Source organism: Priestia sp. FSL R5-0597 (genome assembly GCF_038006305.1).
Lineage (GTDB): Bacteria > Bacillota > Bacilli > Bacillales > Bacillaceae_H > Priestia > Priestia zanthoxyli.
This window is the reverse complement of the sequence record NZ_JBBOUZ010000001.1, coordinates 4,766,341-4,781,724: the sequence shown is the minus strand read 5'-3', so window position 1 is coordinate 4,781,724 and position 15,384 is coordinate 4,766,341. Positions and strand designations below refer to the sequence as shown.

Here is a 15,384-nt window from a genome sequence, read left to right as displayed (position 1 = left end):
TGTAGAAGGAGCGATTCGCATGCATTCGTTAGAAACAAAGTCGCTAACATTATCATATGGAGAAGCGATGATTATAGATGAGCTTGACGTTACCATCCCAAAGGGTGAGATTACGGTTTTTATCGGCAGTAATGGATGCGGAAAATCTACGCTGCTGCGTTCACTGGCAAGGTTATTGAAGCCACATGCAGGCTCTATTTTACTAGAAGGTTCTAAAATTTCTTCTCTTCCTACCAAGGAAATTGCAAAGCAGCTAGCAATCCTTCCTCAAGGTCCTGTTGCACCTGAAGGTCTGACTGTGCTGCAGCTTGTTAAACAAGGGCGCTATCCGTATCAAAATTGGTTCCGCCAGTGGTCTCAAGAGGATGAAGAAAAAGTGCAAAATGCACTGGAAGCAACAGGCTTAGCAGACTTGGCAGATCGTCAAGTTGATTCGCTTTCTGGGGGACAGCGTCAGCGCGCATGGATTGCCATGACACTAGCGCAAGATACAGATATTATTTTACTTGATGAACCGACAACATATTTAGATATGACGCATCAAATTGAGATCTTGGACTTGTTGTTTGAACTGAATGAAAAAGAAAATCGTACCATCGTAATGGTGCTGCATGATTTAAACTTAGCTTGCCGCTATGCTCATCATATTGTGGCGCTTCAAGATAAAAAAATCTATGCACAGGGAAGACCAGAAGAAGTCATTAACTGCGATTTAGTACAGCGAGTCTTTAATATGAACTGTGAAGTGACGGTTGATCCGTTATTTGGAACGCCTCTTTGTATTCCTCATGGGCGCGGACGATGTATTGTGAATAAGCTGCGAGTTGAAACGCAGCATGCTCAGTAGGAATGAGCAAAGCGAGTTAGCAGAAAAATTCCGCTGTACGTTTAAAGATAACTCGCTGTACAGGTTTTCTCCTGCCAGCTGCATGGATGAAAGTAAGGTAAAGGTGCAGCTATTATGGATTCAAGAGACGATGGAGGCCGCTAGTTTGAGAGCAGCTGCTTCAATGTTAGCAAAGCGGTATAGTTTTGTTGTGGTTGCGGCTTTGTATTCATTTATTGTGTTTCAAAAAAAGATAAATGCATCGACTAAAAATGTATCTTTGCATACCGAACAAGTTGAAACGATGTGGCTTCCAAAAGTGTTTATCTCAGAAATTGAGACGACAGAAGTAACAGAGGATAATCGCGAAATTCTTCTTGATGAACTTCTTGATGAATTGTTTGCTCATCAAATTGAGCCGATGTGGTCAGTACTGCGTAAAGTGACAAAAATCTCAAAGCTGACGCTGTGGGAAAACGTAGCTGTTTATATTCACTGGCTTTATGATTTGCTTTTAGCAAACGAAGAAATAGACAATGTGAAAGTGCAAAAGAATTTACGATACGTGTTAGAAGAAGCTGAGGGACGTCACTTTGGTTCATATCATAACAATCCGCTTGCTCGGTACAGTTCACCTCCTCAATATATAGAGAAACAAAAGCAGGAGATAAGAGTACGAAAAACGTGCTGTTTGTCCTACCAAACAGGAGCCAAAGAGACTTATTGTCGAACGTGTCCGGTTATTTGTAAACCAAAGAAAGGAGTGACTGCGCATGAGTAAAACCTTTCAAGAGCAATTCGACGGTTTGATTGAAAAGTATACGGAACTAATGGTTGGAGAAAGTGATGAACAGCTGCAGGAAAAAGTGAAAATGTGGGCACTTTACAACCATATCTCAAAATCTATGCCGCCTTTAACAAAGCATTGGAATCAATTATATCCAGACGCAAAAGCGGAAATGATTGAAATTGTGAAGGAAATAAAAGAGCTGAATGAAGCGCATCGAGCGTCACAGCGAAAACCAGAATAAAAACATTCATCACGAAGCTGATGAATGTTTTTTTATCAAAAAAGCTCCAGGTAGCTTTTTGATCTAGTGTGCATATGTTAATGAAGGGTGCCTATCTATCTGGTTGAAAAAATGGTAAAATTAATGATAATTAGATAAAATTTGTTAGGTGTATGACAAGTGAAGGCGGGGGGTTGCTTTGGAACAAACGATAAGAAACTTTTTTTTATTGTTATCAAAAAGCAAAAAGTTAACAAAGCTGGCTAAGCGCTATGGTTTACGTTTTGGGGCAGCAAGGTTTGTTGCAGGGGAAACCATCGATGAAGCTGTTAGTGTGATAAAAAAGCTAAATGAACAGGGATTAAAAGTAACGATTGATTATCTCGGAGAGTTTGTGGAAAGTGAAGCTGAAGTCAATAATGCTGTGGCTCAATGCATAAAGGCCATCCATCTTATACACAAAGAAAGGTTAGATTCAGAAATTTCTTTGAAATTAACGTCTATGGGACTTGATATTTCTGAAGATCTGGCGCTTCAGCATATGCGTCATATTCTAAATGAAGCGGAAAAATATAGCGTGTTCGTGACGATTGATATGGAAGATTATAAGCGATGCAGCAAGACGATTAAGCTGTTTAAACAATTAAAAAGTGAGTATGACCACGTAGGGACGGTACTTCAGGCATACTTATATCGAACAGAAAGTGACATTCGCGAATTAGATGCTTATGCTCCTAAATTAAGGTTAGTAAAAGGAGCGTACAAAGAAGCGGCAGACGTGGCTTTTCCTGATAAAGAAGACGTAGACGAAAACTTCAAAAACATAATTGGACTTCATTTATTAAACGGTCACTACACAGCAGTTGCTACTCATGATGAACGAATCATTCAGTATACAAAAGAGTTTGTTAAAAAGCATGGAATTTCAATGAATCAGTTTGAATTCCAGATGCTATACGGTATTCGACCAGAAAGGCAGGTTCAGCTCGTAGCAGAACAATATCAAATGAGAGTGTACGTTCCTTATGGAACGGACTGGTATGGGTACTTTATGAGGCGCCTTGCAGAAAGACCTGCAAATGTCGCATTTGTCTTAAAAGGAATCGTAAAAAAATAACCATGAAATGGTCGTGATGACAGAATAAGAAATAGTCAAAAATCGAACATGATTCGATTACTCATGTTCGATTTTGAGGTTAATGTCCTTGTGTATTATGCTTTGTGTACTGCTGGTTTTGAGATGTCTTTTTGCCGCGTCCGTGCGGTTCATTAACCGGTCCAGCATTTCCTTTAACGCTTGCTGCGCTTACGCCTGCTGAAGATGGATCTTTCTTTAATTTACTCACAAAATCACCTCCTGTGTATTAAGATAACCAAACACATTAAAAATAGTTAGAGATAATATTGTGAATATATTGCGAAAATTTAAAAAATGCTTTATAGTAAAAACAGAGATTAACAGTGACTCTCTTTTTTTACACATAAAATGAATGACCGTTCATTCAATATATCAAAGGGGATGTGGGGATAATTATGAACATAAAAAAAGCCGCCGTTTTAGGTTCAGGAGTTATGGGCTCTGGAATTGCAGCTCATTTAGCGAATGTAGGAATTCCAACGCTTTTGCTAGATGTGGTTCCAGCTTCATTAACACCAGACGAGGAAAAAAAACAGCTAACGCTTGAAGATAGGCAAGTCAGAAATCGGTTGAGCACAACTGCTTTAGCTAAATTAACGAAGCAAAAACCGGCACCTTTAACGTCGAAGTCGTCACTATCGTTAATTACGCCGGGAAACCTTGAAGATCATTTACAGCAGTTAAGCGACTGCGATTGGATCATTGAAGTAGTAGTGGAACGCCTTGATATTAAACAGCAGTTGTTTGAAAAAATTGACGGCGTACGAAAAAAAGGAAGTATTGTAAGTTCAAATACTTCGGGGATATCCATTCACGAAATGGCCAAAGGACGCTCAGAAGATTTTAAAGCGCATTTCTTAGGAACGCACTTTTTTAATCCACCTCGTTATTTAAAGTTATTAGAAATTATTCCAACTCATGACACAAAATCAGAAATTGTTGAATATATGAAAACGTTTGGTGAAGATGTATTGGGTAAAGGAGTAGTTATTGCAAAAGATACGCCTAACTTTATCGCCAACCGTATCGGTACGTACGGTTTACTTGTGACCGTTCAAGAAATGTTAAAAGGTAATTACAGCGTGGGAGAAGTTGACTCTGTGACGGGTCCCTTAATTGGAAGGCCAAAAAGCGCAACGTTTCGAACGTTAGACGTAGTGGGACTAGACACATTTATTCATGTGGCCAACAATGTGTTTGACAAAGTGGAAGGCAAAGAAAAAGAGGTATTCGACGTGCCTTTATTTATGAAACAAATGCAGGAAAATGGCTGGCTGGGAAGCAAGTCGGGGCAAGGCTTCTTTTTAAAGAAAGGCAAGGAAATTTTAGAACTTGATCCTAATACACTTCAATACGTCGAAAGAAAGAAGTTAAAAACAGCTTCTACCGAATTAAGTAAGCAGGCAAAAGGGCTGCAAAACAAAATGAAAGCGCTTATATATTCTGGTGATCGTGCTGGACAGCTTCTTTGGAACATTATCAGCCCCGTTCTTGTGTATGCAGCACAGTTGAAAAATGAAATCGCCGACGATATCGTCGCCATTGATCAAGCTATGAAGTGGGGATTTGGCTGGAAAATGGGTCCTTTTGAGACGTGGGATGCAATTGGTTTAGAAAAATCAATTGAGAAGATGGAGCAGTCTGGCTTAGCCATCCCGCAGTGGGTAAAACAAATGCAGGAAAATGGATTTACAAGCTTTTATAAAGAAATGGAAGGTCAAACGCTTTACTACGAAGAGGATGAGTATAAAGCAGTAAAAGAAAATAAAAAGGTGATCCACCTGTCATCTTTACGCTCTCAAAATAATGTCATTTTAGAAAACAGCGGAGCGAGCTTAATTGATTTAGGAGATGATGTGGCATGCCTGCAGTTTACTTCTCCTAACAATGCGATTGGACTAGATATTATCAGCTTATTGAATCAGTCTCTTGAAGAAGTGAACAAGAATTATAAGGGGCTGGTCATAGGAAACCAAGGAAAAAATTTCTGCGTTGGCGCTAACTTAGCTATGATTTTGATGGAAGCACAAGATGACAATTATTTTGAAGTTGAGCTTGTCATTAAACAATTTCAACAGGCAATGATGAAGGTGAAATATAACGAAAAGCCGGTTGTTGCAGCTCCATTTGCGATGACTCTTGGAGGCGGAGCAGAAATTTGCTTACCGTCAGCTAAAATCCAAGCTTCTGCTGAAACTTACATGGGCCTTGTAGAAGTAGGAGTCGGGTTAATTCCTGGCGGAGGAGGTAACAAGGAGCTTTATATCAAACAGCTAAATGGTTTACCGAACGGTGTAACGCTCGATCTTCAGCAAATTGCCAATAAAACATTTGAAACAATTGCTACTGCAAAAGTATCTACTTCTGCTGCAGAAGCTAGGCAGCTAAACTTTTTAAACCGCCATGATACTATCAGTGTAAACGGAGATCACTTGCTGAATGATGCAAAGAACTCAGTCCTTGCTTTACACGACACGGGCTATAAACCGCCTGTAAAAACTAAAGTTCCTGTCGTTGGAGAAACAGGATATGCAACGTTGCTGCTAGGAGCTCAATCCATGAAATATTCAGGATATATATCAGAACATGATTACAAAATTGCTAGTAAGTTAGCATTTGTATTAGCTGGAGGACGCGTAGCGTTTGGTTCCGAAGTGGATGAAGAGTATTTGCTTGATTTAGAGAGAGAAGCATTTTTAAGCCTTGTTGGAGAAGCGAAGTCTCAAGAACGTATGCAGCACATGTTAGTTAAAGGAAAGCCACTGCGCAATTAAGGGGGAGAAAAAATGAGAGAAGCAGTTATTGTAGCAGGTGCTAGGACACCGGTCGGAAAAGCAAAAAAAGGTTCATTGGCAAGTGTTAGACCTGATGATTTGGGAGCTATTGCGGTTAAAGAAACTCTTCGCCGAGCAGGCGGATACGAAGGACCGATTGATGATTTAATTATTGGTTGTGCGATGCCTGAGGCAGAACAAGGTTTGAATATGGCTCGAAATATTGGCGCTCTTGCAGGTTTGCCTTATACGGTGCCAGCAATAACGATTAATCGTTATTGTTCATCAGGTTTGCAAAGTATTGCCTACGGTGCAGAACGAATTATGCTAGGGCAAGCCAAAGCAGTGTTAGCTGGAGGAGCAGAATCAATGAGTTTTGTTCCGATGTTTGGAAACGTAGCGCGTCCGAATGTTCAGCTGGTTGAAAATGCGCCGGAGTATTATATGGGCATGGGACATACAGCAGAACAAGTGGCGATGAAATACGGCATTTCACGTGAAGACCAGGATGCATTTGCCGTACGCAGCCATCAAAAAGCAGCAAAAGCACTTCAAGAAGGGAAGTTTAACGACGAAATTGTTCCCGTGGAAGTGACGCTTCGGAAAATCGATGAAAACAATAAGCTACGTGAACAAAAGCTGATGTTCTCTCAAGATGAAGGAGTTCGTCCTGGCACAACTGCGGACGTATTAGGGAAACTTCGTCCAGCCTTTTCGATTAAAGGATCCGTCACAGCTGGAAACTCTTCGCAGACAAGTGACGGAGCTGCATCCGTTTTTCTAATGGATAAAGAACAAGCTGAAGCAGAAGGCTTAAAGCCTTTGCTTAAGTTTCGCTCATTTGCAGTTGGAGGAGTTCCGCCTGAAGTAATGGGGATTGGCCCGGTAGCTGCCATCCCTAAAGCTCTTAAACTAGCAGGGCTGGAGCTTTCTGATATCGGATTGTTTGAATTAAATGAAGCATTTGCTTCTCAAGCACTTGGCGTTATTCGTGAATTAAATATTAATGAAGATAAAGTAAATGTAAACGGAGGCGCTATTGCCTTAGGTCATCCATTAGGCTGTACTGGAGCTAAGCTGACTCTTAGCTTAATGCACGAAATGCAGCGTCGAAATGAGCAGTTTGGAATTGTCACCATGTGTATTGGTGGAGGAATGGGAGCTGCTGGTGTATTTGAATTGTTAGCATAATCATTTCAAAGGGGGATATGAACATGTCAAATAAAACAAAACAAATGATTAAAGGTGGAAGTTTTTTAATTGAAGAAGGCGATGCAAGCCGCGTCTACACGCCGGAGGATTATACATCTGAACAAAAGATGATTGCCAAGACGACAGATGAATTTGTAGAAAATGAAGTCCTTCCGCAAGTGGAATATTTAGAAAAGCATGAATTTGACCGTTCTGTAAAGCTATTAAAACAAGCTGGTGAATTAGGCTTGCTTGGTGCAGATGTACCGGAAGAATACGGTGGGCTTGGTTTAGATAAGATTACCTCGGCTTTAATTGCTGAAAAAATGTCTCGAGCAGGCGGATTTTCCATCACTCATGGTGCTCATGTAGGAATTGGGTCATTGCCAATCGTCTTATTTGGAACAGAAGAGCAAAAACAAGCATATTTACCTGCTTTAGCGGTAGGGGAAAAAATAGCGGCTTATGCGCTGACTGAACCGGGTTCTGGTTCGGATGCTCTCGGTGCTCGAACAACAGCTCGCCTTAACGCAGAAGGTACACACTATGTGTTAAATGGAGAAAAGCAGTGGATTACGAATGCTGGGTTTGCTGATGTATTCGTGGTGTATGCAAAAATTGACGGCGATAAATTTTCTGCTTTTATCGTTGAGCGCGAATTTCCAGGCGTTTCGGTTGGCCCGGAAGAGAAGAAAATGGGAATCAAAAGCTCATCAACCAGAACGTTGATTCTTGAAGATGCGCTTGTTCCAAAAGAAAACGTGCTAGGTGAAATTGGAAAAGGCCATGTGATTGCCTTTAACATTTTAAATATTGGGCGCTATAAGCTTGGAGTTGGAGCAGTTGGAGCAGGGAAACGTGCGTTAGAAATTACGTCTCAATACGTTAACCAGCGTCAGCAGTTTAAAACGCCAATTGCTAAATTCTCATTAACACAAGAAAAGTTAGCCACAATGGCTTCTAAATTGTATGCAACTGAAAGCTCCGTATATCGTACGGTAGGACTTTTTGAAGACCATATGGGCCAGCTTTCAGAAGAACAGCAAAAAGACGGAAAACAAATTGCTGCTTCCATTGCTGAATATGCTATCGAATGTTCATTAAATAAAGTGTTTGCCACGGAAGCTCTTGACTACATTGTAGATGAAGGCGTGCAGCTTCATGGAGGCTACGGTTTTATGAGCGAGTATGAAATTGAGCGTCTGTATCGCGATTCTCGCATTAATCGTATTTTTGAGGGAACAAATGAGATTAACCGTCTTTTAGTACCAGGCACATATTTACGCAAAGCGTTAAAAGGAGAGCTTCCACTGCTTCAAAAAGCACAAACGCTTCAAGAAGAATTGATGATGCTTATGCCGCAGGAAGTAGGAAATGAGCCGTTAGATCAAGAAAAAATGCTTGTGCAAAACGGGAAGAAAATTGCGCTCTTGCTTTTGGGATTAGCTGCACAAAAGTATGGCAAAGAATTAGAAAAAGAACAAGAAATTCTCGTTAATATTTCCGATATGATTAGTAACGTATATGCAATGGAATCTACTGTTTTACGTACTGAAAAAGCCATTTCCAAAACAGGAGTAGATCAAAACAGCTTAAAATTAAAATACACGCAAGTATTCTGCCAAGAAGCATTTAATCGAATCGAAGCAGATGCAAAAGAAACGTTAATTGGCGTTGAACAAGGTGATACGCTTAGAGTCATGCTTTCGTCTCTTCGCAAATTAACTCGCTATACACCAATCAATGTAATTAGCGTAAAGCGCGAGGTTGCAAAAACGCTTCTAGAAGTAGAGAAGTTCACAGTTTAAGGAAAAAGGAGCTCGTTTTGCGAGCTCCTTTTTGTTTAAGAAGCCTCTATCTAGGTAAATGATAAAGGATGTGTTAAAATACGAAAAAAGCTTAAAATAAAGGGTGGTTGACGAAATGTCATTATTTTTTTATTCATATCCAAAGTGCGGTACGTGCCGAAAAGCAAAGAAGTGGCTCGATGATAACGGAGTAGCATATGAAGAAATTCATATTGTAGAAAATCCGCCAACAAAAGAGCAGCTGCAAGCTTACTATCAGAACAGCGGCCTAGAATTAAAAAAATTCTTTAATACAAGCGGTAAAAAATATCGCGAGTTAGGTCTTAAAGATAAAGTAAGCAGTGCGAGTGAAGACGAACTTCTGTCTATTCTTGCGTCAGATGGCATGTTAATTAAGCGTCCGCTGCTAACAGATGGACAAAAAGTAACGCTTGGTTTCAAAGAAGAGCAGTTTGAGGACGTGTGGAAGTAAGTTTTCAAATAGAAAATTTTTACCTTTTACGTTACACTGTTAATAGGAAGTTATTTTAGGTTGTAGAAAGTGTTCTCCACGTTGAAGGCGCTTTTTATATAAACAAATTACGATACATATTTTGGAGGGATTAAGATGAGTACACCAAAAGATTTGCGTTATTCTGAAGAGCATGAATGGGTAAAAACAGAAGGAGACGTTGTCCGCGTAGGCATTACACATTTCGCTCAAGCTGAGCTTGGAGACATCGTATTCGTTGAACTGCCAGAAGTAGGAGCAACAGTAGAAGCTGACGAGCCGTTTGGTAGCGTTGAATCAGTAAAAACAGTTTCTGAGCTTTACGCACCAATTAGCGGTGAAGTTGTAGCAGTAAACGACAACTTAGGCGATAGTCCTGAACTTGTTAATGAATCTCCATACGAAGAAGCATGGATGATTACAATCAAACCATCTGATGCTTCTCAAGTAGACAAGCTGATGACAGCAGAGCAATACGAAGAAATGACAAACGAAGGATAATATTCCTCCATAAATTGTCTTTATGAAAAGTTTTTGACTGGACACTCTATTAGTAAACAAGCTAAAGGAGTGTCTTTTTATGTTTGAAAAACAAAAAATGGACGTTACAGATCGCGTTACAGCTAAATTTCATGACGGCGGTATGAAATTATACGTTGATAAGCAGCCAATTGGTGAAGTTAGCTACGGAACAAGCGGCAATGAATACCGCTTTGAAGAAGGATATTCGCAAGAAAATAATAAGTTCTATCAATACGCGGACGTACAAAAACAAGGTGAAACGCAAAAATATACAGACTGCGATGAAGAAGCAGGATGGTGCTAAACAGTGGCAACTGCCGCTGTTTTTCTTGTTTTATAGAGATAATATGGCCTAAACTGCCTTTTAAAAGAGTTCTTTCTTGCAAATTTCTTTTAAAAAACAGGTGAACTGTGATACATTAACGAATATTGTATAGCATAAAGAAATGATGTTACTATACAACTGACGATTATGGGTGATGAAAATGGGGCTAATTGAAATTGAAAAAGTAATTATTGTCGAAGGAAAGTCAGATAAAAAGCGTATTCAAGATATCATTCGAGAACCAATTGAAATTATTTGTACAAACGGTACGATTAGTTTATCAAAGCTGGATGAAATTATTGACTGTACGTTTAACAAAGAGGTATACATACTCGTTGACTCTGATGATTCAGGGAATAAGCTGAGAAAACAATTTAAACGAGAGCTTCCGGAAGCAGAGCATCTATATATTGATAAAATGTACCGAGAAGTTGCTGCCGCCCCTAGACATCACATAGCAACAGTATTGCTGAGTGCCAATATCGATGTTAATGCAGAATTTTTAACATAAAAGGAATGAGCAACATGCAAGAATGGAGCGAAAAACAGCTGGATGATCAGTTAAAAGAAGGAGAAAGAGCCTTTATCTTTTTCCATACGCCTTTTTGCGGGACATGTCAGCTGGCAAAAAAAATGTTAACCGTGGCAGAAGCGATGCTGCCGGATGTAACCATCGGAATGAGCAATTTAAATTATATGCCTTCAAAAGCAGAATTATTTTCTATTGAAAGCGTACCTTGTTTGATTGAAGTGGAAAATGGTGAAATGGTAAAAAAACTCTACGCGTTTCATTCCATCGAGCACGTACTCGAGGAGCTTCGATAATCAAACGTTTGTTTAAAATGAAGAAGTTGAAAGAGAGCGAACCGTTGGGGCTGTTGAAATCTTGGGATATTATCCCAAGAACAAAATCTGTTGACAGCCTATCTGACACATGCTAAAATCACACTCATGAATGTTCATAAATGAATGAATATTTCCCAAAAACAAAATAATTGTTGCGAACTCTTATCAAGAGAGGTGGAGGGACTGAGCCCTGTGAAACCCGGCAACCGTCAGACTAACTGAAATGGTGCCAATTCCTGCAAAGCTATGCGCTTTGAAAGATGAGAGAAAGGATTAAATATCGAGCCTTTCTGTCATGCGCAGAGAGGCTTTTTTAATGGGGAAAATTGTTTTACGGCTTTTTCATCCTATAGGGCAACCTAACATAATTAAGTTTTTATTAAAGAAGGTGAAGAAATATGATTACATTAACAGACGTTACAAAAATTTATCAGGCCAAAAGCGGTCAAGTAACAGCTGTTGATAATGTGAATCTAACCGTTAACCAAGGTGAAATTTACGGAATTATTGGTTATAGCGGAGCGGGGAAAAGTTCTTTGATTCGCTTGCTAAACGGATTAGAAACACCAACGACAGGAACGGTCGAAGTAGCAGGTAATGATATTGGAAAAATTAAAGGCGGAAAACTCAGAAAAGCTAGACAAGAAATTAGTATGGTATTTCAGCACTTTAATATCTTGTGGTCGCGTACGGTACGAGAAAATATTGCCTTTCCGTTAGAAATAGCAGGGATTTCAAAAGAAAAAAGAATGAAACGAGTAGACGAACTTATTAAGCTAGTCGGGCTTGAAGGGCGTGAAGATGCTTATCCATCACAGCTTAGCGGGGGACAAAAGCAGCGTGTTGGGATTGCTCGAGCGCTAGCGAACAATCCAAAAGTATTGCTTTGTGATGAAGCAACATCAGCGCTTGATCCTCAAACGACAGATTCTATTTTAGATCTGTTAGTAGATATTAATGAGAAGCTAGGGTTAACCATTGTATTGATTACTCATGAAATGCACGTCATTCGTAAAATTTGTCATCGAGTAGCCGTTATGGAAAATGGGGCAGTAGTAGAAGAAGGACAAGTGCTAGAAGTATTCAGAAAACCTAAGCAGCCGATTACAAAACGATTCGTTCAACAGATTTCTGAACCAGAGGAAACGTTTGAAACGATTGAACAAGTAAAAGAGCTGTATCCAAGCGGGCAAATTATTCAGCTGACGTTTGTTGGCGGAAAAGCAGAGCAACCGCTCATTACAACGATTTTAAAACAGTTTGATGTAACGATTAATATTTTGCAAGGAAAGATTTCTCATACACAAACAGGTTCATACGGGACGTTGTTCGTTCATTTAGACGGAGAATTAACAGAAGTTGAAAAAGTCATTGCATACATTCATGAGCAGCAGGTAGAAGTGGAGGTAATGACAAATGCTTGAGAAACTATTTCCAAACGTTATTTTAGATGATTTTATTCAAGCGACAAATGAAACACTATATATGACGGCTATTTCAGTTGTAGCCACATTTGTTCTAGGTATTTTATTGGGCTTGCTTTTATTTTTAACGTCCAAAGGACAGCTTTGGCAAAACAAACCTTTATATGCCATTGTGTCGGCGGTTGTAAATATCTTTCGTTCCATTCCATTCATTATTTTAATTGTTTTACTGATTCCATTTACCAAAGCATTGGTAGGAAGTATTTTAGGCGCTAATGCAGCGTTACCGGCTTTAATTGTTGGAGCAGCACCATTTTATGCGCGTCTTGTAGAAATTGGTCTGCGTGAAATTGATAAAGGTGTTATTGAAGCTGCTAAATCAATGGGAGCCACAACAAGCACTATTATCTTTAAAGTGCTGTTACCTGAATCGCTGCCAGCTTTGATTTCCGGTTTGACAGTAACAACCATTGCGTTAGTCGGCTATACGGCAATGGCGGGTGTGATTGGAGCTGGAGGTCTTGGAAACCTTGCATATTTAGAAGGATTCCAGCGCAGTCATAATGACGTAACGCTAGCCGCTACGATCTTAATTTTGATTATTGTATTTATTATCCAACTTATTGGAGATGCGATTACTGCAAAAATTGATAAAAGATAAAGGGAGGATTATTTATTATGAAAAAATGGCTTTCAGCTTTAGCATTAACATCTGCGCTAGTAGTAGGATTAGCGGCGTGTGGATCTAACAATGGATCAAAAGATGAAAAGAAAATTGTCGTGGGTGCATCTAATACGCCTCATGCTGAAATTTTAGAACAAGCAAAACCTATTTTGGAAAAACAAGGAATTGATTTAGAGATTAAAAAATTCCAAGATTACATCTTACCGAACACAGCTCTTGCAAACAATGAAATTGATGCAAACTACTTCCAGCACGTTCCTTATATGAATTCAGTGCTAAAAGATCATAAAGGTGAAAAAGGGTATGATTTCGTAAGTGCCGGTGCCATTCACATTGAACCAATTGGTATCTACTCTAAAAAATACAAAAGCTTAAAAGATCTTCCGAAAAACGGCACAGTTATTATGCGTGATGCAGTAGCAGAGCAAGGACGTATTTTATCGATTTTTGAAAAAGCTGGCGTGATCAAATTAAAACCAGGCGTAAAGAAAACAGACGCACAAATTAAAGATATTGTAGAAAACCCTAAGAATTTAAAATTTAAAGCCGATGTTGAAGGCGGATTGTTACCTCAAATGTACAAAAACAATGAAGGTGACGCTGTTGTTATCAATGCTAACTATGCTATCGATGCTGGTTTAGATCCAGTAAAAGATCCAATCGCAGTGGAAAGCAAAGAAAACAACCCATATGCAAACATCATTACGGTTCACAAAGGTGACGAAAATAAAGATACAGTGAAAGCTTTAGTAAAAGTTCTTCACTCTAAAGAAATTCAAGACTACATTAAAGAAAAATACAAAGGCGGGGTATTGCCGGTAAATAAATAATAGAAGAAAAGCGCTTGCCCACTCTGGGCAAGTGCTTTTTTGTATGCATCAAAACGAATAACTCTTATTTTTCTCACGCATACTAACCGTGAAAACTTTACTGATGATGGGAGCTGACGTTATGCAGCAAGAAGCACGTCATTCAACTGAGCAAGCACTTCATGATTATAAAATGGGTGTTGGGAAATTTAGCGAAAAATTGCCGGAAGTAACAAAAACGTTTAATGCGTTTACTGAAGCATGTTTTGGAGAAGGTTCTCTTTCTAAAAAAGAAAAGCAGTTAATCGCGCTAGGAATCAGCGTAGTAGCTCAAGACGAGTACTGTATGATTTATCATACAAAAGGCTGCATTGATCAAGGTGCAACTGAGCAAGAAATTTTAGAAGCATGCGGAGTATCAGCGGCATTTGGCGGAGGCGCAGCGATGAGTCAGTCCGTTACGCTTGTCCAAGAGTGTGTTTCAGAACTGACTAGCCACACGCACTAAGTAAATAAAGTGGATAAAAAGCTTGTCTTAGAAGGCTCTATCGAGTCTTTTAAGGCAACTTTTTTATGAGTGGATTTAGTCTTAAAAAACGTACATAATGGTTTAAAACCTTTTGGGTCAAAAGGTTGCTATAAGTTTTCATTTGTTATAAGATTGTAATGAGAATAAAATGAGAATAATTAAAAAGATATAGGTATATCGTTTTTTACTATATACGTCTATAACTGGAGGTTTTAATATGGCAGGGTCAACTTTAACAATTAAAGATCTTCATGTTGCAATTGAAGGTAAAGAAATTTTAAAAGGTGTTAATTTAGAAGTTAAGGGCGGCGAAATCCATGCAATCATGGGACCAAACGGTACTGGTAAATCAACATTATCTTCAGCAATCATGGGACATCCTAAATACGAGGTTACACAAGGAAGCATCACGCTAGACGGCGAAGATGTACTTGAGATGGAAGTAGATGAGCGCGCTCGTGCAGGTCTATTCCTAGCGATGCAATATCCAAGTGAAATCAGCGGGGTAACAAACGCAGACTTCCTACGTTCAGCAATTAATGCTCGTCGTGAAGAAGGCGAAGAAATTTCACTAATGAAATTCATCCGTCAATTAGACAAAAACATGGATTTCTTAGAAATGGATCAAGACATGGCTCAGCGTTACCTAAACGAAGGTTTCTCTGGCGGTGAGAAGAAGCGTAACGAAATTCTTCAATTAATGATGCTTCAACCAGGAATTGCAATTTTAGATGAAATCGACTCTGGTTTAGATATCGATGCGTTAAAAGTTGTATCAAAAGGTATTAATGAACTGCGCGGCAGCGAGTTTGGTTGCTTAATGATCACTCACTACCAACGTTTATTAAACTACATTACACCAGATAAAGTTCACGTTATGATGCAAGGTCGTGTTGTAAAATCAGGCGGACCAGAATTAGCGCAGCGTCTAGAAGCAGAAGGTTATGACTGGATCAAACAAGAATTAGGTATTGAAGACGAAACTGTAGAGCAAGAAGCTTAAGAGT

The 15,384-nt window shown here is 39.3% G+C and carries 18 protein-coding genes and 1 riboswitch; of the genes, 17 read left to right on the top strand and 1 reads right to left on the bottom strand.

The window, feature by feature from the left end:
• The first annotated feature begins 19 nt into the window (after positions 1 to 19).
• The 4 genes from MKX72_RS25290 (at position 20) to MKX72_RS25275 (ending at position 2,953) form a co-directional block, all read left to right on the top strand.
• Positions 20 to 847, top strand: a complete 828-nt coding sequence (locus MKX72_RS25290) for an ABC transporter ATP-binding protein (protein WP_013059664.1) — start codon at positions 20 to 22, stop codon at positions 845 to 847.
• Positions 837 to 1,607 (top strand): IucA/IucC family C-terminal-domain containing protein, encoded by a 771-nt coding sequence (locus MKX72_RS25285; protein WP_034264219.1) that lies wholly within the window; start codon positions 837 to 839, stop codon positions 1,605 to 1,607. The genes MKX72_RS25290 and MKX72_RS25285 overlap by 11 nt, the downstream gene beginning before the upstream one ends.
• Positions 1,600 to 1,857: a YusU family protein gene (locus MKX72_RS25280; protein WP_028412083.1), complete on the top strand. Its 258-nt coding sequence runs from the start codon at positions 1,600 to 1,602 to the stop codon at positions 1,855 to 1,857. Before MKX72_RS25285 ends, MKX72_RS25280 begins: the two co-directional genes overlap by 8 nt.
• A gap of 178 nt (positions 1,858 to 2,035) precedes the next feature.
• Positions 2,036 to 2,953 carry a proline dehydrogenase gene (locus MKX72_RS25275; protein WP_340760970.1) on the top strand — a complete coding sequence of 306 codons (918 nt, stop codon included), beginning with the start codon at positions 2,036 to 2,038 and terminating at the stop codon, positions 2,951 to 2,953.
• Between the two features lie 79 nt (positions 2,954 to 3,032).
• Here the strand turns inward: MKX72_RS25275 and MKX72_RS25270 are convergent, their stop codons facing one another.
• Entirely contained in the window at positions 3,033 to 3,182 is a 150-nt protein-coding gene (locus MKX72_RS25270) for a YuzL family protein (RefSeq protein WP_013059660.1), read from the bottom strand.
• Between the two features lie 184 nt (positions 3,183 to 3,366).
• Between MKX72_RS25270 and MKX72_RS25265 the strand changes: the two genes are divergently transcribed.
• The 13 genes from MKX72_RS25265 to sufC all read left to right on the top strand — a co-directional run bounded on the left by MKX72_RS25265 (position 3,367) and on the right by sufC (position 15,380).
• Positions 3,367 to 5,748, top strand: coding sequence for a 3-hydroxyacyl-CoA dehydrogenase/enoyl-CoA hydratase family protein (locus MKX72_RS25265; RefSeq protein WP_186808539.1), 2,382 nt, complete (start codon positions 3,367 to 3,369; stop codon positions 5,746 to 5,748).
• Positions 5,749 to 5,760: 12 nt separating this feature from the next.
• Positions 5,761 to 6,939: an acetyl-CoA C-acetyltransferase gene (locus MKX72_RS25260; RefSeq protein WP_014457877.1), complete on the top strand. Its 1,179-nt coding sequence runs from the start codon at positions 5,761 to 5,763 to the stop codon at positions 6,937 to 6,939.
• Between the two features lie 23 nt (positions 6,940 to 6,962).
• Complete coding sequence (locus MKX72_RS25255; RefSeq protein WP_033580444.1) at positions 6,963 to 8,747, top strand: acyl-CoA dehydrogenase family protein; 1,785 nt, start codon at positions 6,963 to 6,965, stop codon at positions 8,745 to 8,747.
• A gap of 115 nt (positions 8,748 to 8,862) precedes the next feature.
• Positions 8,863 to 9,219: an arsenate reductase family protein gene (locus tag MKX72_RS25250; protein WP_028412087.1), complete on the top strand. Its 357-nt coding sequence runs from the start codon at positions 8,863 to 8,865 to the stop codon at positions 9,217 to 9,219.
• Between the two features lie 135 nt (positions 9,220 to 9,354).
• The gene (gcvH, locus tag MKX72_RS25245) at positions 9,355 to 9,738 is read left to right on the top strand and encodes a glycine cleavage system protein GcvH (protein WP_014457880.1); all 384 of its coding nucleotides are present in this window, start codon (positions 9,355 to 9,357) and stop codon (positions 9,736 to 9,738) included.
• Between the two features lie 79 nt (positions 9,739 to 9,817).
• Entirely contained in the window at positions 9,818 to 10,063 is a 246-nt protein-coding gene (locus MKX72_RS25240; RefSeq protein WP_014457881.1) for a YusG family protein, read from the top strand.
• Positions 10,064 to 10,244: 181 nt separating this feature from the next.
• Complete coding sequence (locus MKX72_RS25235) at positions 10,245 to 10,595, top strand: toprim domain-containing protein (RefSeq protein WP_025752660.1); 351 nt, start codon at positions 10,245 to 10,247, stop codon at positions 10,593 to 10,595.
• Between the two features lie 14 nt (positions 10,596 to 10,609).
• A complete protein-coding gene (locus tag MKX72_RS25230; protein ID WP_033580445.1) occupies positions 10,610 to 10,909 on the top strand; it encodes a thioredoxin family protein in 300 nt (99 codons plus the stop codon).
• A 180-nt stretch (positions 10,910 to 11,089) separates the two neighbouring features.
• Positions 11,090 to 11,197, top strand: a riboswitch (SAM riboswitch).
• Positions 11,198 to 11,328: 131 nt separating this feature from the next.
• Positions 11,329 to 12,354: a methionine ABC transporter ATP-binding protein gene (locus MKX72_RS25225; protein WP_034264210.1), complete on the top strand. Its 1,026-nt coding sequence runs from the start codon at positions 11,329 to 11,331 to the stop codon at positions 12,352 to 12,354.
• Complete coding sequence (locus tag MKX72_RS25220; protein WP_016765829.1) at positions 12,347 to 13,015, top strand: methionine ABC transporter permease; 669 nt, start codon at positions 12,347 to 12,349, stop codon at positions 13,013 to 13,015. Before MKX72_RS25225 ends, MKX72_RS25220 begins: the two co-directional genes overlap by 8 nt.
• 17 nt (positions 13,016 to 13,032) lie before the next feature.
• The gene (locus tag MKX72_RS25215) at positions 13,033 to 13,869 is read left to right on the top strand and encodes a MetQ/NlpA family ABC transporter substrate-binding protein (RefSeq protein WP_014457885.1); all 837 of its coding nucleotides are present in this window, start codon (positions 13,033 to 13,035) and stop codon (positions 13,867 to 13,869) included.
• Between the two features lie 121 nt (positions 13,870 to 13,990).
• On the top strand, positions 13,991 to 14,356 hold the full coding sequence (locus MKX72_RS25210; protein ID WP_016765828.1) for a carboxymuconolactone decarboxylase family protein: 366 nt from the start codon (positions 13,991 to 13,993) through the stop codon (positions 14,354 to 14,356).
• Between the two features lie 238 nt (positions 14,357 to 14,594).
• Positions 14,595 to 15,380: a Fe-S cluster assembly ATPase SufC gene (gene sufC, locus MKX72_RS25205; RefSeq protein ID WP_013059647.1), complete on the top strand. Its 786-nt coding sequence runs from the start codon at positions 14,595 to 14,597 to the stop codon at positions 15,378 to 15,380.
• The last annotated feature ends 4 nt before the right edge of the window (positions 15,381 to 15,384 follow it).

What these genes read in the sequence shown, in the direction of transcription:
- MKX72_RS25280 (WP_028412083.1), top strand. Translation starts at nt 1,600, where the DNA reads ATGAGTAAAACCTTTCAAGAGCAATTCGACGGTTTGATTGAAAAGTAT.
- MKX72_RS25255 (WP_033580444.1), top strand. Translation starts at nt 6,963, where the DNA reads ATGTCAAATAAAACAAAACAAATGATTAAAGGTGGAAGTTTTTTAATT.
- MKX72_RS25260 (WP_014457877.1), top strand. Translation starts at nt 5,761, where the DNA reads ATGAGAGAAGCAGTTATTGTAGCAGGTGCTAGGACACCGGTCGGAAAA.
- MKX72_RS25210 (WP_016765828.1), top strand. Translation starts at nt 13,991, where the DNA reads ATGCAGCAAGAAGCACGTCATTCAACTGAGCAAGCACTTCATGATTAT.
- MKX72_RS25230 (WP_033580445.1), top strand. Translation starts at nt 10,610, where the DNA reads ATGCAAGAATGGAGCGAAAAACAGCTGGATGATCAGTTAAAAGAAGGA.
- gcvH (WP_014457880.1), top strand. Translation starts at nt 9,355, where the DNA reads ATGAGTACACCAAAAGATTTGCGTTATTCTGAAGAGCATGAATGGGTA.
- MKX72_RS25290 (WP_013059664.1), top strand. Translation starts at nt 20, where the DNA reads ATGCATTCGTTAGAAACAAAGTCGCTAACATTATCATATGGAGAAGCG.
- MKX72_RS25220 (WP_016765829.1), top strand. Translation starts at nt 12,347, where the DNA reads ATGCTTGAGAAACTATTTCCAAACGTTATTTTAGATGATTTTATTCAA.
- sufC (WP_013059647.1), top strand. Translation starts at nt 14,595, where the DNA reads ATGGCAGGGTCAACTTTAACAATTAAAGATCTTCATGTTGCAATTGAA.
- MKX72_RS25215 (WP_014457885.1), top strand. Translation starts at nt 13,033, where the DNA reads ATGAAAAAATGGCTTTCAGCTTTAGCATTAACATCTGCGCTAGTAGTA.
- MKX72_RS25285 (WP_034264219.1), top strand. Translation starts at nt 837, where the DNA reads ATGCTCAGTAGGAATGAGCAAAGCGAGTTAGCAGAAAAATTCCGCTGT.
- MKX72_RS25235 (WP_025752660.1), top strand. Translation starts at nt 10,245, where the DNA reads ATGGGGCTAATTGAAATTGAAAAAGTAATTATTGTCGAAGGAAAGTCA.
- MKX72_RS25250 (WP_028412087.1), top strand. Translation starts at nt 8,863, where the DNA reads ATGTCATTATTTTTTTATTCATATCCAAAGTGCGGTACGTGCCGAAAA.
- MKX72_RS25225 (WP_034264210.1), top strand. Translation starts at nt 11,329, where the DNA reads ATGATTACATTAACAGACGTTACAAAAATTTATCAGGCCAAAAGCGGT.
- MKX72_RS25240 (WP_014457881.1), top strand. Translation starts at nt 9,818, where the DNA reads ATGTTTGAAAAACAAAAAATGGACGTTACAGATCGCGTTACAGCTAAA.